At 71.9% G+C, this 20591-nt stretch carries 20 protein-coding genes and 2 pseudogenes; 9 read left to right on the top strand and 13 right to left on the bottom strand.

Annotated elements, in window-relative coordinates:
• Positions 1–231: 231 nt before the first annotated feature.
• A complete protein-coding gene (locus WDV06_RS04700) occupies positions 232–1623 on the bottom strand; it encodes a competence protein CoiA family protein (RefSeq protein WP_395508327.1) in 1392 nt (463 codons plus the stop codon).
• Between the two features lie 166 nt (positions 1624–1789).
• On the opposite strand from WDV06_RS04700, the gene WDV06_RS04705 reads away from it, so the two are divergent.
• Positions 1790–2263, top strand: coding sequence for a GNAT family N-acetyltransferase (locus WDV06_RS04705; protein ID WP_395508350.1), 474 nt, complete (start codon positions 1790–1792; stop codon positions 2261–2263).
• Positions 2264–2401: 138 nt separating this feature from the next.
• On the opposite strand, the gene WDV06_RS04710 is transcribed toward WDV06_RS04705, so the two are convergent.
• Complete coding sequence (locus tag WDV06_RS04710; RefSeq protein WP_395508328.1) at positions 2402–2890, bottom strand: asparagine synthase-related protein; 489 nt, start codon at positions 2888–2890, stop codon at positions 2402–2404.
• A gap of 82 nt (positions 2891–2972) precedes the next feature.
• Positions 2973–4367: an oxygenase MpaB family protein gene (locus WDV06_RS04715; RefSeq protein WP_395508329.1), complete on the bottom strand. Its 1395-nt coding sequence runs from the start codon at positions 4365–4367 to the stop codon at positions 2973–2975.
• 449 nt (positions 4368–4816) lie between these two features.
• On the opposite strand from WDV06_RS04715, the gene WDV06_RS04720 reads away from it, so the two are divergent.
• Together WDV06_RS04720 and WDV06_RS04725 are read left to right on the top strand one after the other, a co-directional pair.
• Positions 4817–5350, top strand: a complete 534-nt coding sequence (locus WDV06_RS04720; protein ID WP_395508330.1) for a GtrA domain-containing protein — start codon at positions 4817–4819, stop codon at positions 5348–5350.
• Between the two features lie 153 nt (positions 5351–5503).
• A complete protein-coding gene (locus WDV06_RS04725) occupies positions 5504–5866 on the top strand; it encodes a carboxymuconolactone decarboxylase (protein WP_395508331.1) in 363 nt (120 codons plus the stop codon).
• Between the two features lie 225 nt (positions 5867–6091).
• On the opposite strand, the gene WDV06_RS04730 is transcribed toward WDV06_RS04725, so the two are convergent.
• Entirely contained in the window at positions 6092–8005 is a 1914-nt protein-coding gene (locus tag WDV06_RS04730) for a helix-turn-helix domain-containing protein (protein ID WP_395508332.1), read from the bottom strand.
• A 237-nt stretch (positions 8006–8242) separates the two neighbouring features.
• Between WDV06_RS04730 and WDV06_RS04735 the strand changes: the two genes are divergently transcribed.
• Positions 8243–8560 carry a cupin domain-containing protein gene (locus WDV06_RS04735; protein ID WP_395508333.1) on the top strand — a complete coding sequence of 106 codons (318 nt, stop codon included), beginning with the start codon at positions 8243–8245 and terminating at the stop codon, positions 8558–8560.
• A 115-nt stretch (positions 8561–8675) separates the two neighbouring features.
• Here WDV06_RS04735 and WDV06_RS04740 read toward each other — a convergent pair whose 3' ends face one another.
• Positions 8676–9650: a helix-turn-helix transcriptional regulator gene (locus tag WDV06_RS04740; RefSeq protein WP_395508334.1), complete on the bottom strand. Its 975-nt coding sequence runs from the start codon at positions 9648–9650 to the stop codon at positions 8676–8678.
• 80 nt (positions 9651–9730) lie between these two features.
• Here WDV06_RS04740 and WDV06_RS04745 point away from each other — a divergent pair, with 80 nt between their 5' ends.
• Positions 9731–10465, top strand: coding sequence for an alpha/beta fold hydrolase (locus WDV06_RS04745; protein WP_395508335.1), 735 nt, complete (start codon positions 9731–9733; stop codon positions 10463–10465).
• Positions 10466–10774: 309 nt separating this feature from the next.
• On the opposite strand, the gene WDV06_RS04750 is transcribed toward WDV06_RS04745, so the two are convergent.
• Entirely contained in the window at positions 10775–11044 is a 270-nt protein-coding gene (locus tag WDV06_RS04750; protein WP_395508336.1) for a hypothetical protein, read from the bottom strand.
• A gap of 413 nt (positions 11045–11457) precedes the next feature.
• Between WDV06_RS04750 and WDV06_RS04755 the strand changes: the two are divergent.
• Both WDV06_RS04755 and WDV06_RS04760 read left to right on the top strand, forming a co-directional pair.
• Positions 11458–11598, top strand: a pseudogene (locus WDV06_RS04755) (RNHCP domain-containing protein); the annotation flags it as partial.
• A gap of 334 nt (positions 11599–11932) precedes the next feature.
• Positions 11933–13018: an SGNH/GDSL hydrolase family protein gene (locus WDV06_RS04760; protein ID WP_395508337.1), complete on the top strand. Its 1086-nt coding sequence runs from the start codon at positions 11933–11935 to the stop codon at positions 13016–13018.
• 323 nt (positions 13019–13341) lie between these two features.
• Here the strand turns inward: WDV06_RS04760 and WDV06_RS04765 are convergent, their stop codons facing one another.
• From WDV06_RS04765 to WDV06_RS04775, 3 genes are all read right to left on the bottom strand, one after another.
• Entirely contained in the window at positions 13342–13989 is a 648-nt protein-coding gene (locus WDV06_RS04765; protein ID WP_395508338.1) for a cytochrome b/b6 domain-containing protein, read from the bottom strand.
• Positions 13973–14746, bottom strand: coding sequence for a molybdopterin-dependent oxidoreductase (locus WDV06_RS04770; protein WP_395508339.1), 774 nt, complete (start codon positions 14744–14746; stop codon positions 13973–13975). The genes WDV06_RS04765 and WDV06_RS04770 overlap by 17 nt, the downstream gene beginning before the upstream one ends.
• 107 nt (positions 14747–14853) lie before the next feature.
• Positions 14854–15675 carry a MerR family transcriptional regulator gene (locus WDV06_RS04775; protein ID WP_395508340.1) on the bottom strand — a complete coding sequence of 274 codons (822 nt, stop codon included), beginning with the start codon at positions 15673–15675 and terminating at the stop codon, positions 14854–14856.
• Between the two features lie 351 nt (positions 15676–16026).
• Here WDV06_RS04775 and WDV06_RS04780 point away from each other — a divergent pair, with 351 nt between their 5' ends.
• Entirely contained in the window at positions 16027–16641 is a 615-nt protein-coding gene (locus WDV06_RS04780; protein WP_395508341.1) for a C39 family peptidase, read from the top strand.
• Between the two features lie 63 nt (positions 16642–16704).
• Here WDV06_RS04780 and WDV06_RS04785 read toward each other — a convergent pair whose 3' ends face one another.
• From WDV06_RS04785 to WDV06_RS04800, 4 genes and pseudogenes are all read right to left on the bottom strand, one after another.
• On the bottom strand, positions 16705–17574 hold the full coding sequence (locus WDV06_RS04785; protein WP_395508342.1) for an MBL fold metallo-hydrolase: 870 nt from the start codon (positions 17572–17574) through the stop codon (positions 16705–16707).
• Positions 17575–17740: 166 nt separating this feature from the next.
• The gene (locus WDV06_RS04790) at positions 17741–18448 is read right to left on the bottom strand and encodes a response regulator (protein ID WP_395508343.1); all 708 of its coding nucleotides are present in this window, start codon (positions 18446–18448) and stop codon (positions 17741–17743) included.
• A gap of 222 nt (positions 18449–18670) precedes the next feature.
• Positions 18671–18910, bottom strand: a complete 240-nt coding sequence (locus WDV06_RS04795; RefSeq protein WP_395508344.1) for a hypothetical protein — start codon at positions 18908–18910, stop codon at positions 18671–18673.
• Between the two features lie 2 nt (positions 18911–18912).
• Positions 18913–19755, bottom strand: a pseudogene (locus WDV06_RS04800) (arginine deiminase); the annotation flags it as partial.
• A gap of 120 nt (positions 19756–19875) precedes the next feature.
• Here WDV06_RS04800 and WDV06_RS04805 point away from each other — a divergent pair.
• Positions 19876–20484: a CBS domain-containing protein gene (locus tag WDV06_RS04805; protein ID WP_395508345.1), complete on the top strand. Its 609-nt coding sequence runs from the start codon at positions 19876–19878 to the stop codon at positions 20482–20484.
• Positions 20485–20591 lie beyond the last annotated feature (107 nt).

The following is a 20591-nucleotide window of genomic DNA, read 5'->3' on the forward strand; positions in this document are numbered from 1 at the left end:
CACGGTCGGGCCACCGGCGGCCGGCCGAGCCGGGTCGTGCGCCGTACCGTCCGCCCTTGCACGGGGTGCCCGGCGGGCACGGGGCCCGGACGCCCTCGAAGAAGCCGGCGGGGAGTTGGCGTCCGGCCGGCCCCCGTCCCGTGCAGCGCGGTCGGTCCCGACACCGTGATCGGAACCTGCCCGCGCCTCCCCGCTCCCGATCCGCATGGTGGCGATACGGCGCTGCACCGCCTACTGGTGCTCGGGAAAACCGAGGTCTCTGATCCGCCATGGCGGAATCCCGGCATTGACCAGTTCCTGTGCTTCATCAAGGTTGCGGACGAAGATCCGTTGGAAAACCAGCTGCGGCGAGAGGACGGCGAGGTCGGGGCACGGGCGAACCACGCCGTACAGCCCGCCGCCGTGAACGGGCACGCCGTAGGCGAAGGCCGGAACCCCGGCACGGGCGTTGGGGTTGCTCAGTACCACCCCGTCCTCCTCGGCCTCCTCACGGACGGCGGCGAAGAGCTCCTCCACTTGCCCCGGTGACAGGCGGGCCCACCATGCGGCCGCGATCCCCACCGCCTTCTGCTCCAGCACCGCCCGACGGGCCAGCTCGGCCTCATCACGGATGCGCCGCTGCTCCTCGACAGCGCGGCGCTGCTCCGCCGCCGCCCGCCGTGTCGCCCGTTCTCGCTCGGCCTGCGCCTCACGGGTCCTTCGCCCGCGCGCGGCAGCCTCCGCCCGGAGACGACGGTTCGCGGCCGCCCTCTCCTCCCGCCTGCGCGCGGCCTCTGCCGCCCGCCTCTGCCGCTCCGCCTCACGAGCCTGCGCCGCCGCTTCCCGCTGCGGCCTCAGCCGCTCGTACTCCACCTGCGCGCGTGCCGACCTCCGGGAGGTCCACCACATGTCGCGGACGCAGGACTCGTACTCGCCCTCGACGATCCGCGACACCCGGCGGTAGCCGGGCAGGACCCGGTCCGTGATGACGGCACCCCGCAGGACCCACGCCACGAAACGGGGGAGCGGCGCCACCTGGAACTCCCACTGGCCGGCCACCGGGTTGAACCCTGCCAGCCCGTCCTCGACGGACCAACAGCCAGGATGGTCATCCAGCGGCGGACGAACCCGTATGGACGGGACCTCACCCATCCACATGGGGGGCCGTGGATGTGGCGAGACCCAGCAGACGTCGATGCCGCAGGCGCGGTAGCGAGCCGTTCGCGCATGAATGTCCTCCACCGTGATCGGGGAGAGCTGAGCCTCCCAGGCCATCCGCCGCACACCGTCCGGCGATGTCGCCATCACGTCCGCACGCCATGTTCCGTCCTGGGCTGACACTTCGAGGTCGGCGTGCCAGCCCGCGGCGCGGATGGCCGAGGCCATCTCCAGCTTCAGCATGTGGTGTTCCCACGACTCCTCGGCCATCGTGCATTCCGGCGGGCGCCCGGCGTCATGGGCGAACATGCGCAGCCGCCGGGGCCGCGGGGTGTGCTTGGCGTGGACGCCCCATCCGCACTCGGGGCAGGTCAACCCCGGTCGGGGCCGGACGCGGTAGACGTCGGACCAGGCCAGTCCGCCACCCAGGTCAGGCTGCGAGACGTCGAGTCGGCCGGCCTCCGGGTGTAGTGCCGTAAACGCCATTTCGGCCCCAGGGTCTGTCGTCAAGGTGATCTCAGATTGTGGATCACGGTGCCCTGATGCGTCGCCTTGAACTGTCGATGCTCGACGCGGATGCATCGCAGTGCGGCCTTTGTCATGTCACGAGCCGACCGGAACTTCCGCTCCTCAAACGGGTGACGTGCCTGCCATGATCCGTGTCATGCACACACAGATCACATCGGCCGGGATGGCCGACATCCACCAGGTCCTCGCCGACCACCACCGATACTGGGGCGAACGCGACCTTCGGTCCCTCCACCTTCCGGCGCTGGTGCAGGAGTTCGGCGAAACCTGTCTGGTCGCCCGTGCCGAGGACGGAATCCACGGGTACGTCATCGGGTTCGTCACCCCGACCGGCACCGGGTACGTACACCTGATCGCCACTCGGGACGACGCCCGCGGCACCGGTCTCGGGCGCCGTCTGTATGCGGCGTTCGCTGACGCCGCCCATCGTCACGGCGCGCTGCGACTGAAGGCGATCACGTCACTCGGCAACACCGGCTCGATCGCATTCCATCGCCGCCTCGGATTCGACGCGAAGACCGTCGATGACTACAACGGTCCCGACCAGGCCATGGTCGTCTTCCACCGCGCCCTGCCGTTCGACGCCACGCAGCCCTGAGCGGCCGCGGCCGCCCAGCCCCGCCGACCGCCACCCGTGCCGGCCCTGCTGTGCCGGGACCGAGAACAGGGCGCGGAAGTAGGAGCGCTCCACGTCCTCCTCGACCATGCGGCCTTCCGCCTCCACCCAGGCGTGGGCTCAGAACGGCCTGGATCTGGGCCGGCGGTCTGCGGGCGAGCCGCTCGGCGGGTTGCGTCCAACAGCACCGTTCCGTACTCGGTGTCGGCCGTACGGGCCGTGGTCGTTCAGCTGTCGGCGGCAGTGCGCGGGGCGGCCCGAGTCCGTAGGTCGCAGCCGATGACCACGAGCATGGCTCCTTCGTGGTCCCGGTGGGAGTACGGGCGACGGAACAGTTCCCGTAGCGGTTCGGGGTCGATCAGTCCCCGTTCCGCGTGGCATGACATCCGCCATAGCCGCCTTGACCAGAGGTTTGAACTTCCAAGGAGTGGCGCGCTGTTCGGGCCGCACCGCAAGGCACGCCTGCACCACCTGGTCGTCCAGGAAGGGGGAGACCGGAGTGAAATCCGACGCCGCCACCACTTGGTGGAGCTGGCGGATCATCCGGCCGGTGTCCTGGATCCCCAGCAGGTCGCCGTGGCGGCCCCGGGCGGCGGCCCGTGAACCCATCGGGCCATCGTCTCATCGGCCCATCGCCCCATCGGCTCACCGGGCCGGCTCCGCGCCCCGGCACCGAGCCGGCCGTGGCGCCTCAGGCCCGGCCGAGCAGGCCCGCTCCCGCGACGCTGCCGGACCGGGCCGTGAAGAACGCGCAGAACGCGGCGACGAACTCCTCCTCCCCGACCTGTCCGTCGCCGTCCGCGTCCATCGCGCGGAACCCGTCGTTGAGTTCGGCCGGGTGTACCCGCGGCCCTCCGAACAGCGCCCGGTACTCGTCCGCCCCCAGCCGGCCGCTGCCGTCGGCGTCGGCGGCGCGGAAGAGGGCCCGCACCGCCGGTACGAGGCCCTTCTCCAGGTACGCCGGGTCACGGTCCACGCCGGCCGTCATCGCGGACACGAACTCGCGGCAGTCCACACCCCCGTCGCCGTCGGTGTCGGCCGCTTCCCGGAGCTGTCGCCACCAGCCCTCGAACGCGGCGTACAGTTCGTCCTCCCGCTCGGTGGGGAGTTCGAGCCGCCAGCACATGGTGTGCACCATGGCCTGGAGGTCGGCGGAGTCGACCCGGCCGTTCCCGGTCTGGTCCAGCACCTGACGGAAGAACGCCTCCAGCCGCGCCGGACGGGTGTCACCGCCGCTCCGGGCCCTGGACGCCGGCACCCGTGCGGGTGTGGGCGCGCCGCTCACGGACCGCTGGCGGTAGCGCACCCGGTCGGGAGCCAGTTCCATGGCGTGGCGCAGCCCGTGGTGCAGGGTCCACGACAGCGCGGCGCCGACGGGGCCGCGCGAGGTCCCGAACCTCTTGTGCCAGGCCGGCGGCAGATCACTGACCGTGAGGGCGGCCACCGCGCGGGCGATCACCACCCGCAGCACCGGCCACGCCGGCGCCAGCCGCCCGAGCCGGCGGGGGACGGGAGCCTGGCGGAGCATCCCGTGCAGCATGTCGTGGACCTCGGGTCCGTACTCCAGGACCTCCCCGACCATACGCTCGACGTAGCCCGGGACGTCGGCGGCGCTCGCCGGGAGCACCTCGCCCGGAATCCCGAGGGCGGTGCACACGTCCAGGAACTCCCCGTACAGCACGTCGCGTTCGGCGGGTGACAGCGGATCACCCGACAGTTCGCGCATGGCGGTCATGGACTCGTACAGCGTCACCATCACCCAGCCGCGGACCTCGGGATCCTCGGCACTGTACGCCCGCCCGGCCGCGTCGGTCCCGTGGATGCGCCGGTGCGTCCGCCCGAGGCGGGCCACCTCCAGCCGCCGTTCCTCGGGCCCGGCGAAGAACAGCCGGCTGCCGCTCTCCATGGTGTGCTCGATCCGCCGCCAGGGGTGGGCGCGGTAGGTGGAGTAGCGGTCCATCCCCGCGGCGACGACGGGATGGGCGATCTGCATCACGAGCAACCGCCATGCCACGAGCCCCATGCGCCGCTCGCCGAGGGTCCGCCGGAGCAGGGTCTCGACAGCGGGTAAGTCCACAGAGGTCACAGGAGCTTCCTTTTCTCACGGGGACGCCAACACCCGTACAACGCCCCCGTCCGGTCACCCGGCCCACCGCACGTGGTCCTCCACCCGGACGTGTGTCGTCCCGAACGCCCGCCCGTCCGGTCCGCCGCTGCCGGCACCGGGGGCGCCGGGACACGGGGTGAGGCCCCACGCTGACGCACGCGTGCCGCGGGCCGCTGGCCGGGGACGCCTCGCCTGTAGCGTTCACCGCCATGTCGTTGCAACGATCCTCTCCTGGTCGTTGCGTTAGATTCAGCTCCGATGCAACGATTTCCTGCGCCTGAACTGCAGAAATAGCAACCAAAGGCAATGCGGCGCTTCCTTCCTTCATGAACGCAACGTAGCGTTTCTGTCATCAGAAACAAGGAGTCGTGGGCTCCCCGGTCGGTCGGGCGGGGATCCCGTGGAGTGCACGTCCGAAGGGGTGGGTCATGGAAGCAGCGGCACCGAACCGGCAGCAGGCGGCGGCACCCGGCGCTCTCCACGCGTTCGCCCGCTTCGTCCTCTGCGGTGGGGGAGTGGGGCTCGCCTCCAGCTTCGCCGTGGCGGCCCTCGCCCCCTGGATGCCCTGGGCCGTGGCCAATGCCGTCATCACCGCGGCATCCACCCTCCTGGCCACCGAGCTGCACGCCCGCTTCACCTTCGGCGCGGGCGGCCGTGCGACGTGGCGGCAGCACACGCAGTCGGCCGGATCGGCAGCCGCCGCCTACGCGATCACCTGTGTGGCGATGCTCGCCCTGCACCGTCTGGCCGCGGCACCCGGAGCGGTCACCGAGCAGGTCGTCTACCTCGCCGCCTCCGCACTGGCCGGCGCCGCGCGCTTCGCGGTCCTGCGCCTCGTCGTCTTCGCACGCCACCGCGCACGAGGGGGCTCGGCACCCGGCCGCATGGACCGCCCCGGATCCTCGCCCCTTGCCTACACCGAGGCGACCACCGGCCCGACGGCTCTGTGCCGCGCCGCCTGATCGATGCGCCCAGGCGGCGCCGCATCCGGCGTGCGGCGCCGGGGGGCGGTGCCTAGGCTTGACGGGTCACCGCCGGGCATTCGGGGGGACCCCTGCACCAACGGGGTGATGGTCCGGCTCCCTGCTGCACAGGAACCGGAAGGCGGCCCTGTCATGGCTACCGCACCCGAATTCGACACCCCCGTACTCGACACCATCGCCGCGATGACGATCGACTCCCTTGAGCACTGCCACATGGACGAGCGCATGCTGATCATCAGCCGCATCGCCGCGCTCGTGGCCATGGACGCGCCCGCGATCTCCTACCTGGCCCACATCAACCCGGCCGTCAAGGCCGACTTCACGGTCGAGCAGCTCCAGGACCTCCTCGTCGCGATCGCGCCCGTCGTGGGAACGGCACGCGTCATGTCCGCGGCCGGGCACATCGCACAGGCCTTCGGCGTCGCCCTCGCGCTCGCCGAGAGCGAGGCCGAGGCGATAGCCCAGGCGGAGGCCGCCAGCCGCAACATGTCCTGAGGACTCCCTCCCGCCCTCCGCCCGAGAGCCGTCCCCTCGCGCTCGGCAGGACGGACACCGCGGTGTGCCACGCGTCTCCCGGACCGGCACCCCCTGCATGCGCCACGGCTGCGAGCGGGGCCGGGGTGAGGGAACGCCCTGACCGGGAACGCGCGGCCACCGGTCGTGCCGGGATGCTCCGCCGTCGCGAAGCGGTGTTCGGCCGAGCCCGCGTCATGTTGGCTGTCAAGCTGTCGCAGGACTGGCCGTGTCGCGCTGCGGGTCCTTGTCGTGACCCCGTCCCGAAGTGCTCACGCAGCACGCGGTGGGGTCGGGCAGGGTGGTCCGGGGGGTTCCGGGGCCCGCCTGGAGCGCGACCGCGAGGTTGCGCAGCCCGGACTGTTTGCCGGGGGCGTCTTTGTCGTCGGCCGGCAGGCCGGTGGGGACGTTCGACAGGAGCATCCATCCGAGGAGCGCCTCGGCGGTGCGGATGTGCCCGCGGACGGTGGCCGGGTAGAGGTTGAGGCGTTGGGCGGTGGTGTCGACCCGGAAGTCCTCGTGGGTCCAGGTGCGGAGGGTCCGGGCGAGGGTGTCGCTGCCGGTGGTGCGCCGGTCGGTGCGTTCCCGGCCGAGCGGGGCGAGCGCGGTGGCGGCCCAGTCGGTGACCGGTGGCTGCGCCAGGAGGTGGGCGAGGGCCGGCGGGGGATGGGGGGCGGGGCCGGTGGCCGGGCCGTGCAGGGCGTGGATCTGCAGGGCGAGGGAGAGGGTGATGCGATCGGCGGTGCGGTCGCTGGCAAGGCCGGTGGCCCGGAGCACGGTGTGTATGCGGCGGCTGAGGGTGTTGCGGTGGATGCCGAGGATGCGGGAGGCAGCCGAGACTTCGAATTCGAGCCCAAGGGCGACGCTGGACAGCTGGTGGCTGAGGACCGGTTGGAGCAGGACGGTGGCCCACTGCTGTGCAGCGGGCAGGTCGAGGGCGTCCAGCAGGCCGGGGGTGAGAGGGGCGACTGCGGCGCGGGTGGGACTGAGCCGGGCGGGGGCGATGGCGTCGTAGGCCAGGGCGAAACCGGTGGCGGTGTCGTGGAGGGGCAGGGTGGGGCTGATGCCCAGACTCAGTCGGCGGCTGCGGTCGGCGACCAGGCGGCGCAGCGCGGTGACGGCTGGCGCTTCCGGGAGGCCGGGGTCGCGGTGGGGGGCGACGACGACGATGTGCCCGTCGAAGGCGGGGCACCGTACGGCGAGGCCGGTGTCGGACAGAAGGGCCTCGACTCGGGCGAGTGTCTCGTCGCGGGAGGTGTCGGCGTCGGCGCAGTTGACGATGGCGATCTGGACGTCGTCCGTGTCGAGCAGGTAGGGCAAGAGGGGCCCCAGGATGCGTTGGGCGGCTTCGATGTGGCCGGTCATCAGGGCCTGGAACGCGGCCAGGTGTACGGCGTGCAGCGTCTCGGCGAGCAAGGTGCCGCCTGCGGGTGCGGACGTACGCCGGCGGAGCGTGAGGACGGTGGCAGATCGGGCGAGCAGGTCCTGGTCTGCGGTGCTGAAGGGGTGGTGGCGGTGGGCGGTGAGGAGGAGGTCGTCGTCCCAGAGCGAGTGGACGGAGGTGAAGGTGCTGTCCGCCGCGGACAGTCGGCGTCCGCTGGGGGGAACGGAGACGCGGCTGTCGCGCTGAAGGCTCACTTCCGCGTCCAGCTGACGGGCCAGCCAGTCCAGGAGATCGCCGGCCGGGGAGCTGTCGCCGTCGAGGTGGTCCAGGAGATGGGCGAGGCGCTCGGCGTGCCGGTCGGCTTCCTGCCGACGGTGTTCGGCGACCTGAGGGATCAAGGTGCGGCGCCAGGCTGCCACGGGTGCGCGGGACGCCAGCAGCGGGAGGGCAGCGTGACGAGCGGCCTCAAGCAGCGGCCGTTGCGGACGGGGCGCCGCTTCTGCCACGAGGACCAGACCGGCGGCACCTTGGTCGGCCCAGTGCCGCAGCCGGCCGTGTGCATGCCCGATGTCGACCGTGTCGGGTGAACAGATGAGGAGCGTGCCGGCGAGCCGGGCGGGGCGGTCGCCGGGCATGAGCAGTTCGGCACGGTCCACGACCCGGTCCTCCGGGCCGGCGGTGTGCAGGGGGTGCAAAAGGTACTCGGGGTGGCGGGTGAGGGCCGCGAGTGTGAGCATCACGTCTCCTCCGACGGGGCAGAGGCAAAGGCTATCCGGACGCGACGCAGCAGGTGACGGCGGTGTGGCGGGCCTGGCGGCGTCCAGTGCACGCGTGCTGTGCATCATGTGAAAAGTGGTGCATGCGTGGCGTAGTAAGCGCCGTTGAAGATCCCTACGCTGATCGACATCCGGCGGACGGCAACAGGCCGCCACCGCACCGCAATTGAAATGGGGATACCCATGCTTCCAGGCTTCGTGAGCGCTCATCTGGACCAGGCCCCGGTGTCGGACAGTCAGGTCAACGAGCACATCACCATGCGCGTGCTGAAGGAGGGCACGCCGAACGACCCCAGCGTGATCGTGCTGCTGGAGTTCGCGCCGGGCGCGCAGTTCGGCGAGGACCGGCACACGGTCCGCGAAATCGTTCACGTGCTCAAGGGCGAGTTCGGCGACGGCACGAACGTCTGGCCGGCCGGCACCCTGCTCTGTGCCGAGCCCGGATCCGTGCACCACCCTCAGTCGGCGGCCGGCTGCACGATCCTGGTCGTCTACCCCGACGGCGAGGACGCCTGACCGGATGGAGTGCCGCCGGCTGTGCCAAGATGCACCCGACATCGGACGGGCGCTGCAACCTCTGTCAGAGGTGTGACCCGGATGCGCGCCAAAGGGGCAACAGGCCGGCGGCCGTTTACTGCGGCAGCTCCTCCGGTTTCCGCTGGGCGGCTGCGGTGAGCTGGGCGGCCAGATTCTTGAGTGCCTGCCGCAGTTCGTCGGGATGGTGGATGGTGAAGGGCCACTCCAGGGAGGCGAGCAGGTGTGCCATGCCGTCCAGCCGTTCCGCCCGTGCGTGCATGAGAACGCCGGTGGGCTGGGCGGTGAGGGTCACCGCTGAGCGAGGCAGCCGGCGAGCGATCTGATCGAGGGGGCCGTGGATCGTCACCTCGACCTGCCAGCGGTAGGGCCCCTGAGCGAGGTTGGAGGTCAGGTGGGCGACGGGGTCGAAGCCGTCGGGTGCGGTGAAGCTGTCGGCTCGGGGGGTGACGGAGGTGATGCGGTCGATGCGGAAGGTGCGCAAGCTGTCGCGGAGGTGGTCGTGGCCGACGACGTACCAGCGGCCGGTGTGGAAGACCACGCCGTAGGGGTCGATGTCGCGTTCGGTGTGTTCCTGGCGCCAGGACCGGTGGTGGATGCCGACGGTCGTGCGGGCGCGGGAGGCCTGGGCCAGGGTCAGCAGGACGCCGGTTCCGGGTGCCTGACCGATCACGGCGTGGGCGGTGAACGACAGGGTCTCCCGCATGGCGGCGAGCGGTTCGCGCAGGGCGTGCGGAAGCACCCGTTCGATCTTGGCCAGGGCACCGGCACTGGCCGGCGCGGCGGTGCCCATGCCCAGACGTTCCGCCGCGACCAGGCCAAGGACGACGGCGAGAGCCTCGTCATCGGTGAGGACCAGGGGTGGCATGCGGTAGCCGCGGGCCAGTCGGTAGCCGCCGTAGCGGCCGCGTTCGGCCTCCACGGGGATGCCCAGTTCCCGCAGGTGCGCGGTGTACCGGCGCACCGTGCGCACGTCGGTGTCCAGCCGGTCGGCCAGCTCCGTCCCGGTGAGCCGGGCGTGGGACTGGAGGAGTTCCAGCAGGGTCAGCACACGGGTCAGGGGATGCGACATGGATCACTCGGCATTTCAGGGCGGATTCTGTCCTGTATCGACTTTACGCTCCCCGCAGCACCTCACTTCAGGGAGATCACATGGCCACCTTCGTACTCGTTCCCGGCGCCTGGCTCGGCGCATGGGCCTGGGAAGACACCGCCCGCGCTCTGCGGGAGCGCGGCCACACGGCGTTGCCGCTGACACTGACCGGCCTGGCCGAGCACGCCGACCAGGGCGGCCCCGAGACGGATCTGGACACGCACATCGCGGACATCACGGGATTCGTCGAACGGAACGGTCTGCGTGACGTCACGCTGGTCGCCCACAGCTACGCGGCTGCCCCTGTGACCGGGGCAGCCGGAGGTCTCGGCGATCTGCTGGAGCGCGTGATCTACGTGGACAGTGCGCCGTTCACCGCAGGCATGTGCATGCTCGACCTCATGCCACCGCAGGCAGTGGACCAGCTGCGCCGGCAGGTCGACGCTTCCGGCGACGGGTGGCGGCTGCCGATGCCGCCGTTCGAGGTCCTGGGCTTGTCCAGCAGCCTCGACGGGCTCGATGAGGGCCGGCAGAACGTTCTGCGCACGCGTGCCACGCCTCAGCCGTTCGGCACCTTCACCCAGCGTCTGGCCGGCCCGGCCGAGCCCGGTCCCGGTGTGGACCGTGTCCTGATCGCCTGCCGTGACTTCACGGGGCTGCTGGACGCCGGAGTGCCGATGCTGGCCTACCTGAACCAGCCGCCGTGGCGGCGCTTCGACCTGCCCACCGGGCACTGGCCGATGCTGTCCGCGCCCGCCGAACTCGCCCGCGTCCTCGACGAGGCCGTCTCCTGACCGCGCCCGCCGACAGGCACAGCCCGACGTGCCGCCGTTCGGCGCGGGCCCCACGGCGGCGGCGGGCTGACCGCCGCAGCACAGCCGCCCTGTCCTCCGGGCGGGTGAATCCGCGCGGTCGGCCGAAGGACCGCCGACCTGGACCGGTACGTGCCCCTGGGCCCGGAACCGGCCGCCCGCCGGCCCGGGGTGCGCCGTACGGACTTCACCGATCGCGGTGTGTGCATCCGGGGCGTTCGTTTGGGTGGCCCAGGCGGCCGTCCCGTCTCCCTGCGCATCCTCACCGACCGGCGGGCGGCCGAGGCGCCTCTACGAAGTCACCGGCGGCTGGTCGGGGTGCTGACAGTCATGGAGTTCCCGCTGCGCGTCATCGGAATTCCTCGTGTCCTCGTCCACGACTTTCCGTGCCGCATTCACCTTCTGCTGCTGCGCGGCCACTTGGTCCGGATCGGGGTGCGGCAGGTGCTTGAGGGCGTCCAGCTCGCCCTCAAGGACGTTGAGGACCGCGGTGTCCGCCTTCAGCTTTTGATAGGCCGCCTTGGCGGCTGCCTGCAATTCACTGCAATCGTGCGCGCGCACGGCGCATCACCTCTGTCCTTCGCATACCGGTCGCCGAGCCGGTTCGGGTGTCCGGAGCATCCGCTCCGCCCGGGGGCCGAGCTCGCGGAGCCGGACAGACCATGTGGGGAGCGCCTTCGCCCCACTCGCAGCACGCAGGAAGGTCCTCCGGGTCGAACAGGATGTCCACGAGGCCGGCCGTGGGCGCCTTTCACCGGGCCGACCGAAACGGCTGCGCTGCCACGTACGTCGATTCCAGGAGACCACGGCAGCAGGGGGACTGCACTTCCTCTGCGGCAGGCGGCAGCATCTGCGTCACGGACGCCTACGGGACGCATCGCCGCAGCTCAAACGAGCTTCGAGCACGTGGTGCGGCTCTGGTGGATCTCGCCGATGGGCTCGGTGGACGTGGAACCCGTCGCCCCAGGCGCTGCCGCACCGGTGACTGGAAGGTGGTCCACCGCTGCGTGCGCTGCAACGAGCTCACCTCCAACCCCGTCCGCACGGACGACAACCAGCTCATCCTGATGCGCATGGCGGTCCGCCCGTCGGCCCAACCGCCCTTTCCGCTCGAATGGGCCGACGACTTCCAGTGCACGTACGGGAAGATCCCCGGCGACCGCGACGCCGACTGCCGGGGCCGGATGGAGCGCCGACCCCCGGGCGCGCCGGCCGGGCCCTGCTCATGCTGTGAGCGGGGCATGGAGGAGCCCGGCACCTCCCCCTCCACCAGGCACTGACCGGCGGCCGGTACGACGGCGCCGGCCTCCGGCATACGGGTGAACGCGTTACGGTCGCGGCAGCTGTATCGCATCGTTCCCGTGTCGCCCTCCCCTCCTGCATATTCCGATGGCATATCTATGGACCCGATGCGTCACGCGCAGTGTTGACCTCTCGGGAAGGGCGTCCATGCCGCACATCCAGCCTCTGCCTCAGTACGTCGCGCTCGGCGACTCCTACAGCGCCGGCCAGTTCATCGGCGGTGATACCAACCTGGTCCGCGAGCCGGTGGACGGCGGTCTGGGCGGGCCGGACGGCGACTACAGCGGCCGCTCGAAGGACAGCTACCCGCAGCAGCTGGCCCGCACCGTGCTGTCCGCCTACGAGTTCATCGACGTCACCTGCGGCGGCGCGACCATCGACGACCGGGGCCTCGGCCTCGGCGGCATCCTCACCCCGCAGACCGTCTTCGGAGGCCCGCCCTACATCCCCGTCGACGGCAGCGGCGTACCGCAGTTCACCCCCACCCCGCGCCCCGCGCAGATCGACGCCCTCAGCAAGGCCACCACGCTGGTCACCATCGGCATCGGCGGCAACCAGTACAACCTCGGCCAGATCATCGCCAAGTGTGCTTCCCTGGGCGCGTCCGCCATCGGCAGCCCCGGTACCGACTACTACCGCCACACCGAGGAAGGCCGCGCGGACCTGGCCCGGAAGGAGGAGGACCTGCGCGACGGCTTCGCGAAGATGATGCCGGAGCTGCGAGAGCGCGCCCCACACGCCAAGTTCTTCTTCGTCGGCTACCCCACCCTCTTCCCGGCCGCGGAAGGACAGGGCACCTGCGACGGCGGGCTGGACGAGAACATCACGATCAAGAAGGGTGACATGCCCTTCATCCAGCAGCAGTTCGACCTGGTCGACTCCGTCATCCGCGAGGCGGCCCGGGACCACGGCCACACCTACGTCGACATCGCCGAGTCCACCCGCTCCCACCACGTCTGCCGCGAGGGCACCGAGAAGTGGATGTTCGGGCTCTACGCCCGCTACACGTTCGACGAGGAGCTGCAGGGCTACAAGCCCGCCCGCTTCCCCGCCGGCAAGGACATGCCGCCCTTCAGCCCCGGCTGGACCGCTTGGATGCAGGGCATGCTCGCCCACGGGGACGGCATCTTCCGCGGGAACGAGACGCTGACCACTTTCCACCCCAACAAGCGCGGCGCCGACAACCAGACCCGCCAGGTCACCACCGCACTGCGCACCGCCGGCATCATCTGAGCGGCGCGGCCGAGGAAGCGCGCGGCGGCGACCCCGGCTTCCCCTGAACGTGGACGAGGTCGGGGGCGTCCACACGGGTCGCCGCTCCCCATCCGGGGGCGGCGGCCCTTCGCGTCCGCCGGGTACGGCGCCCCGGGGCCCGGCCCCAGGAGGTCCCGAGGGTCCGGGAATCCGGTGTCCGGCCGCGAGGCGATCCGATGTGCGACAGCGACGCGGAACGGGATCCCCCTGGGCGCCGCCCTCGTTGCCTGGCTCGCCACGGCCTGCGCGACGGCGGCCGAGACCGGGTGCCCCCGCGGGGGCCCGGCCGCCGGCCCGGCGGGTCATCCCTCGTACGGTCCGGCCCGGTCGGGCTGCCACAGCGGGTGTTCGCGCTCCGCCCATGCCCGGTGGACGGAGCCCGTGCGCAGCCCGCGGCGCGCCTCCGGGTCGGCCAGGCCCTTGCCGATGTGCACGGCCAGCACGAGACCCACGGCGAGGGCCAGCCAGTCGTGGACGAAGACGGCAGCGGTGCGCTGTGCGAGGGGGACCAGGCCGGTCCACCACATCAGTGCCCCCGTGGCCGCCATCACCAGTACCGCCCCGGCCAGCCAGCCCGCGTACACCTTCTGTCCCGCGTTGAACTTGCCGGCGGGCCGCGTGCCCGCGCGGCCGGGGCGCAGGGCGGCCCGCAGCCAGTCCCGGTCGTGCGGTCCGAAGCGGCCCAGCCGCCGCAGGTCGGCCCGGAAGGCCCGCGAGGCGAGCCCCAGCAGGAACGGCGCGCCGAGCAGCAGCCCGGACCACACGTGCACGGTGACGACCAGCTGCCGGCGGCCGACGAGTTCGGCGAGCCCGGGAAGGTACAGGCAGCCGGCAGAGGTGACGCACAGGCCCATCAGGGCGGCCGTGGCCCGGTGTACCCACCGCTCGCCGCGGCTGAACCGGCGCACGCGTTCGGGGCGCCGGGGCGCGGCCTCAGACGGTGGGGGCATCGTCACGTCCGTTCGACCGGCCGACCCAGGCGTCGACGTCGTACCCGAGGCGTTCCCAGTACCCGGGTTCGACGTCACGGGTGACGGTGATGCCGGAGAGCCACTTCGCCGATTTGTAGAAGTACATGGGGGCGACGTACAGCCGGACGGGACCACCGTGGGAGTGGCCCATCGGCTCGTCCTGCATGCGCAGCGCCACCATGACGTCGTCCCGGCGGGCCTGGGGGAGGGTCAGGCTCTCGGTGTACGTGCCGTCGAAACAGGTGAAGCGCACGGCCCGGGCTTCCGGTCGGACCCCGGCCGCGTCGAGCAGCCGTGCCAGCGGCACTCCCTCGAAGGACGTGCCGGGCACCCGCCAGCCCGTGACGCACTGGACGTCCCGCACCACTCGGGTCTGCGGGAGCCGCTGCAGCGCGTCGAGCGTGTACGTCGTGGGACGTTCGACCAGGCCGTCGACGGTCAGGCGGTAGTTCTCGGGGCCCCGCTCGGGGACGGAGGGGGCCACCGAGTAGTAGCGGAACCCGCCGCCGTTCGGCAGCAGGCCGGTGAGGCCGGTGGGGTCCTTCTCGGAGGCGGCGCCGAGGAACGCCTCGAAGCCGCCCTGTACGTACGGGGCGGCGGCCAGTGCGGCCGCGCCGAGCCCGACCATGCCGAGGACGAGCCGACGTCCGATCGGCGTGCCGTGGCCGTCCGGGTCGGGCTCGGCGGCAGGGCCGGCCCGGCGGGGTGGGGGTGCGGGTGCGGGTACGGGGCTCACCTGACGATTCGACCACCGCCGGCACCCGCGCACCAGACCCGGCGGCCGTCCGTCAGACTTCCGTCACACCTGGTCGGTCGGCCGGTTGGGCGGCCGTCCTCTTCACTTCAGGACCGGACGACCGGTGCCTGCAGCTCCGTCACCCACTCGTCGCGGTTCTCGGGGCACTCCAGGTTGATCTCACGGGGATGGCCGGCCGACCGGTAGCCGTGGGCGTCGATCCAGCGGGCCAGGGTCTGGGCGGTGGGGAGCACGGTGTCCATCGAGCCGCAGTGCACGACGGTCGCCGCCTGCTCGACGGGCGGCAGGTCGAGTACGCGGAAGGGACCGTCCTGGAGCGGGGCGGAGACCTGGACGCCCGCGTGGACGCTGATCCTGCCGCCGCCCTCCGCCGCGTCCTCGTAGTACGCGACGCCGGGACCGGTGGGGATGATGCCGGCCGCTCCCAGGAGCCGGAACAGCTCGTCGTAGAGCGGCCCGATGACCGGTCCGATGTCCTCGGGCCCGAAACTCTCGGCGGTCGCGGTCAGCTCCGCGACCCGGACGGCGGGAAGGTTCTTGATGACGACGTCGTCGACGGACATGCGCCCCTCGCTCTCGATGGCCCGGAGCCTCGCCTCGACCTGCACCAGTCGTGCCCCCGCGGCGGCCACGGCGCTCTCCAGCTCGGCCTGCCGCAGCCGCAGCATGCCGCGCAGCTCCTCGGCTCCGACCTTCTCGTCCACGATGTCGTGGACCTGCTGGAGGGTGAAGCCGAGGTCTTTCAGCGCGATGATCCGGTTGAGGCGGGCGAGCTGGGCCGCGGTGTAGTGGCGGTAGCCGTTGTGGGGGTCGACATGGGCCGGGCGCAGCAGGCCGGTCGCGTCGTAGTGACGCAGCATCCGGACCGAGACGCGGCCGTGTCGGGCGAAGTCTCCGATGGTGAACATGATGTCTCCGAGTGGACCGCCTGACACGGTGTGAGGGTCAAGAAGCTACTCGGCGGCCGAGGTGCGGCGGAGCCCGGGGTGCCTTCGCCGGGCTGCCGGGGCCGTCCTCGCGGAGCCGGCGAGCCCGACGCGCCCGCGCCGGTGGGGCTGGTCCGGCTCCCGCCCACCTCCGGGACCCGGCTGTCGGTGCCGTCGAGTACGTTCGTGGCGGCCGGTTGTGCACCGGGACGTGTTCGTCGTTCAGGCATCGTCGCGGGGTGGGAGCGTCCTGCCCGGGCCGACCGCGCGACCTCCCCGACGCGGCGTTCCATTCGTCCGCGCCGCCCCCGCCCACCGGAGGGACCCGCCCCCGTGCCCGACCCCGACCTCACGTTCCCCACCGTCACGCAGTACGCCAGCCCGGACCTGATCGCCGCGATCGTCTACGACGGCCACGACCAGGGGGCCGATCCCCGCTGGGCCGAGAGCGGAGCCCCCGACGCCGACACCTACCGCACCTGGTGCGGCCACATGTGCGGCATCGCCTGCCTGCGCATGGCCCTACTGGCCCGCGACGGCCACGCACCCACCCCGTTCGAGCTCCTCGACGGCGCCCGGACGTACGGGGCGTACACCGAGGACCCGGACACCGGAGCGATCCGCGGCCTGATCTACGCCCCGTTCGCCCGGTACGTACAGGACGTCCACCGCCTGCACGCCCAGGTCCACCCGAGCCTGCCGGTGCCCGACCTGCTGGCCCTGCTCGACTCCGGCCGGCTGGTCATGGCCTCGGTGCACCGGGAGATCCGCCGCCCCGAGAACCCGGCCCCCGGCAAGGGCGGGCACCTCGTGCTCGTCACCGGCCGCCAGGATGACACCGTGCACTTCCGCAACCCGTCCGGTCACACCGACCGGACCCGTACCGCGAGCCTGCCGGTCGCCGCGTTCGCCGAGTTCTTCGCAGGCCGCGGAGTGTCCCTGAACTGACCAGGGGGCGGGCGCGCGCGGACGACGCGGGCCCGTGCCGGACGGCGCTCGCCGACACCGAGTTCACCAGCGGACGGCGGTGAAGTCGATCGGCCGCGGCCGCAACAGCCGGGTGCGCTCGGCCAGTGCGCCCAGTCGGCCGGACATCTCGTCGACGGGCAGCCGGCGGCGGTCGCCGTGGCCGGGCAGGACCCACTCGAACCGCAGCAGTCCGGCCACCCTGGCCAGTGAGGCGGCCAACTCCTCGATGGAGTACCAGGTCACGCTTTCCGCGACTTCGAGATCACCGGTGGTGCGTGACCAGTAGAAGCTGTCCCCGCTGAAGCAGTACCGGTCGTCGGCGAGGTAGAGCACGCTGCCCGCGGTGTGCCCGGGCAGGGGATGGGCGGTGACTCCCTCGCCGATCCCCACCGGTTCGAGACCGCGGATCACCTCGTCCGCGTCGGGTGCCGCATCGAGGTCGCCCTCGTGGATCCACAACCGGGCGCCGAAGCGGTCCGCGTAGCGGCGGCCGTGTGCGGCGTGGTCGCGATGGGTGAGCAGCACGTCCGTGACCGGGCCCGATGCCGCGTAGCGCTCGGCGAGGGCAGGACTCCAGCGCGGCGTGTCGATCATCATGGCCGTTCCCGAGGGCCGCAGCAGCAGGTAGGAGTTGGCCCCGGCGGTGTGCCGCGAGTTGTGGCCGCACAACAGCACGCGCCTGTCCAAGGCCATCGGAAAGGGGTCGAGCCGTCGGTCCGGCGGCCCGGAGGTGTGGCGGATGGAGCGGGTGGGGCAGGCGAAGACGGCCGCGTGTACGCGCCGCCTCTCCGCCTCGTCGCGCGGCGGGCGCAGGAACCGCGACGTTCCGTCGACCTCGCCGATCAGGTCGGGTGCGAGCTGTCGCGCGACATCGCAGTTGGAGCAACGGTCGTCCACGTACCAGCCGTCCACGGCAGGTCTCCGTTCCGGTGCGAAAGACCCCGATCGGGGCCCTCCGACAGGAATACACCGTTTCCGGCGGCAACAGCCAGACCCTGCCGATCTTGTACTTTCGCCCCCGGTGCGCTCTCACGGCGTCCTGCGGGACACGAGGCGGCGGGTGATGGGCCGCCCGTGCCTATTCGGCGGCCGGTACGGGATGACGGCTCGGCGGAGTCAGGGCGTGGCTGGCGATGACCGCGGCCTGGACGCGGCGTTCGACGCCGAGCTTGGTGAAGAGCCGGGAGATGATGTTCTTGACGGTCTTCTCGGAGAGGTAGAGCCGTTTGCCGATCTCGCGGTTGGTGAGCCCTTCGCTGACCATGACCAGGATCTCCTTCTCCCGGTCGGTGAATCCGGGCAGACCGGGGACCTGCTCCTCCGCGGGGACGTCGCCGCGCATCCTGGCCATCAGGCGGGTGGTGGCTCCGGGGTCGAGCATCGACTGGCCCGCGGCTACGGTGCGTACGGCGGTGACCAGGTCGGTGCCGGTGATCTGCTTCAGTACGTAGCCGGACGCGCCGGCCATGACCGCGTCCAGTAGCGCTTCCTCATCGTCGAACGAGGTCAGCATCAGGCAGGCGAGTTCCGGCATCCGCGAGCGCAGTTCGCGGCAGACGCCGACCCCGTCGCCGTCCTGGAGCCGGACGTCGAGGACCGCGACCTGGGGGCGCAGCGCGGGGATCCGGACCAACGCCTGCTCGGCCGTGGACGCTTCACCGACCACGGTCAGGTCGGGCTCGGCGTCCAGCAGGTCGTGCACGCCCCGGCGTACGACTTCGTGGTCGTCGACCAGAAAGACGCTGATGGGCGTCTTCGCCGGTGACGGGGCGTCGCTGGCGTTCATCACGCAACTCCTTGACTGGCTTCGTCCGGCACGCGCGCGAACCCCTGCATGGTGCCCCGCAAAAGGGCCGACCGGACAGGGCCGAACGGCCCTCTTCCACGGCCAAGGCCGCCCGTTGGCTCGTATGTGGCGACGAACCCGGAAGTCCTCCGACCGTGGATGCGGTTGACGCGATCCGATGACACACCGGTCCGGCCCGGTCCGCTCCGGTGCGGCGCCGTCTCAGGCGTGCGGTACGACCGCCGCCGGAGCGGCGGAGTGGTGGAGCACGGCGTGGGCGACGGGCCCGAGGTGGGTGCCGATCGCCGAGCGGCGGACCCGCCGACCGTCGACCCGGACCTCGGGGTACGTGCCCCGCCAGGGCCGCAGCGCGTCCCCGAGTGCGGTGGCCGCACCTGCCGCGATGCCGTCCCGTACCTCGGGGGCGATCAGCGCCGGGTCGAAGCCGTAGGCGGGCGGCATTACCGGGTGAAAGTGTCGCCGCTGACCATGGTCATGACCGTGTCCAGGTGCATGAAGCTGCGGGACCTGGGCAGTTCGAGGGCGACCACGCGGCGTGCGGACCCCGAGGCGAACATCCGCAGCGCGAGCTGCTCGACGGCCTGGGGCGTGGTGCGCTCGCTCATGCCGATCAGTACGGCGCCGTTGCCGATGACCAGCACGTCGCCGCCCTCGATGGTGGCGGGGAAGCCGGCCTGTCCGTCCGACCACCGCTGGTGGTCGCCCTTTTCGAACAGCGGGTGGTGGCCGTAGATCGCCTCGAAGTGGACGGTCTCGCGGCGACGCGCCCGCTTGCGCATCGGGTTGACGCTCACGCCGTCGTACACCCAGCACGAAGTGTCGCGGGCGAACAGGTGGTTGGGCAGCGGAGCCAGCGCGAAGTCGTCCGGTGCCATGGCGTGCAGCCGTACGCTCGGCACCGCACCGGTACGGGCCAGCAGTTCGCGCTTGGTGATCCCGCCGACCAGACAGGCCGCCAGCTCGGCCGGGTCCATGACGTCGAAGGCGGCGTGCACCCGGTCGCCGGCCAGCGGCCCGAACTCGCGCTCGTCGACGACCCGGTCCAGGACCAGGGTGCGTGCCGCGGGCAGGGCCAGCGTCTCGGTCAGCAGGTCCGCGAAGAGGTGCACCTGAACGCCTCGGTCGCGCAGGGTGTCCGCGAACGCGTCGTGTTCCTCCCTGGCCCGCTTGACCCACAGGACGTCGTCGAAGAGCAGTGCGTCCTTGTTCGTCGGGGTGAGTCGTTTGGCCCCCTTCCTCGGGCCACTCGGCCCGGCCGCGTGAGGGCCGTTCGGCCCCTGCCCCATCGGGACCCGAAGCAGGGGACCGCCGGAACGCCGACGGGGCCGGTCGGCCCCTCGATCCGGGCCTGCGCCGGGCGCACGCTGGGGTGACCGAGGAGGACAGCGCCGTGGGAGACGAGGCACATGGTGAAGACACCCCCCGTGGGGCAGGTGATGAGCGGCGACGTCGTCAAGGCGCGCCCGGACACATCCGTGAAGGAGCTGGTACGGCTCCTGACCGGCCACCGAATCAGCGGCCTGCCGGTGGTGGACGATGACGACAAGGTGGTCGGCGTGGTCTCCCGTACCGACCTCACCCGGCTGCCGGGCGACGGAGCGGGCGGAGTCGCGGGCCGGCTGACGGCCGGCGCGCTGATGACGACGCCGGCGGTGACCGTGCATCCCGAACAGTGCGTGGCCGTGGCCGCCCGCGTCATGGAGCGCCGGCACGTCGACCGGCTGCCGGTGGTGGACGAGGAGGACCGCCTCGTCGGCATCGCCACCCGCCGCGACCTCCTGCGGGTCTTCCGGCGAACCGACGACGAGATCCGCTCCGATGTCGCGGCCGAGGTCTCGGCCCACCTCCCGGCATCGGGCGGCGCTGCCGTCCGGGTACGGGTGAAGGACGGAGTCGTCACCCTCCAAGGGCTCGCGTCCCCCTCCGTCGACCCGTTCGCCCTGCTGCGCGCGGCCTGGCGGGTGGAGGGAGTCGTGGGCGTGACGCACAGCCGCCCCCTGGACGACACGGCCTGAGAGCAGGCCGGTACGGAACTGGGGACCACACCGCGGGGGGGGGGGGGGGGGGGGGGGGGGGGGGGGGGGGGGGGGGGGGGGGGGGGGGGGGGGGGGGGGGGGGGGGG

The organism is Streptomyces racemochromogenes, assembly GCF_044129415.1.
Taxonomy (GTDB): Bacteria; Actinomycetota; Actinomycetes; order Streptomycetales; family Streptomycetaceae; genus Streptomyces; species Streptomyces racemochromogenes_A.

What these genes read in the sequence shown, in the direction of transcription:
- WDV06_RS04705 (WP_395508350.1), top strand. Translation starts at nt 1,790, where the DNA reads ATGATCCGTGTCATGCACACACAGATCACATCGGCCGGGATGGCCGAC.
- WDV06_RS04740 (WP_395508334.1), bottom strand. Translation starts at nt 9,650, where the DNA reads ATGTCGCATCCCCTGACCCGTGTGCTGACCCTGCTGGAACTCCTCCAG.
- WDV06_RS04710 (WP_395508328.1), bottom strand. Translation starts at nt 2,890, where the DNA reads ATGGGTTCACGGGCCGCCGCCCGGGGCCGCCACGGCGACCTGCTGGGG.
- WDV06_RS04765 (WP_395508338.1), bottom strand. Translation starts at nt 13,989, where the DNA reads ATGCCCCCACCGTCTGAGGCCGCGCCCCGGCGCCCCGAACGCGTGCGC.
- WDV06_RS04730 (WP_395508332.1), bottom strand. Translation starts at nt 8,005, where the DNA reads ATGCTCACACTCGCGGCCCTCACCCGCCACCCCGAGTACCTTTTGCAC.
- WDV06_RS04700 (WP_395508327.1), bottom strand. Translation starts at nt 1,623, where the DNA reads ATGGCGTTTACGGCACTACACCCGGAGGCCGGCCGACTCGACGTCTCG.
- WDV06_RS04790 (WP_395508343.1), bottom strand. Translation starts at nt 18,448, where the DNA reads ATGAACGCCAGCGACGCCCCGTCACCGGCGAAGACGCCCATCAGCGTC.
- WDV06_RS04745 (WP_395508335.1), top strand. Translation starts at nt 9,731, where the DNA reads ATGGCCACCTTCGTACTCGTTCCCGGCGCCTGGCTCGGCGCATGGGCC.
- WDV06_RS04775 (WP_395508340.1), bottom strand. Translation starts at nt 15,675, where the DNA reads ATGTTCACCATCGGAGACTTCGCCCGACACGGCCGCGTCTCGGTCCGG.
- WDV06_RS04760 (WP_395508337.1), top strand. Translation starts at nt 11,933, where the DNA reads ATGCCGCACATCCAGCCTCTGCCTCAGTACGTCGCGCTCGGCGACTCC.
- WDV06_RS04795 (WP_395508344.1), bottom strand. Translation starts at nt 18,910, where the DNA reads ATGCCGCCCGCCTACGGCTTCGACCCGGCGCTGATCGCCCCCGAGGTA.
- WDV06_RS04805 (WP_395508345.1), top strand. Translation starts at nt 19,876, where the DNA reads ATGGTGAAGACACCCCCCGTGGGGCAGGTGATGAGCGGCGACGTCGTC.
- WDV06_RS04720 (WP_395508330.1), top strand. Translation starts at nt 4,817, where the DNA reads ATGGAAGCAGCGGCACCGAACCGGCAGCAGGCGGCGGCACCCGGCGCT.
- WDV06_RS04725 (WP_395508331.1), top strand. Translation starts at nt 5,504, where the DNA reads ATGGCTACCGCACCCGAATTCGACACCCCCGTACTCGACACCATCGCC.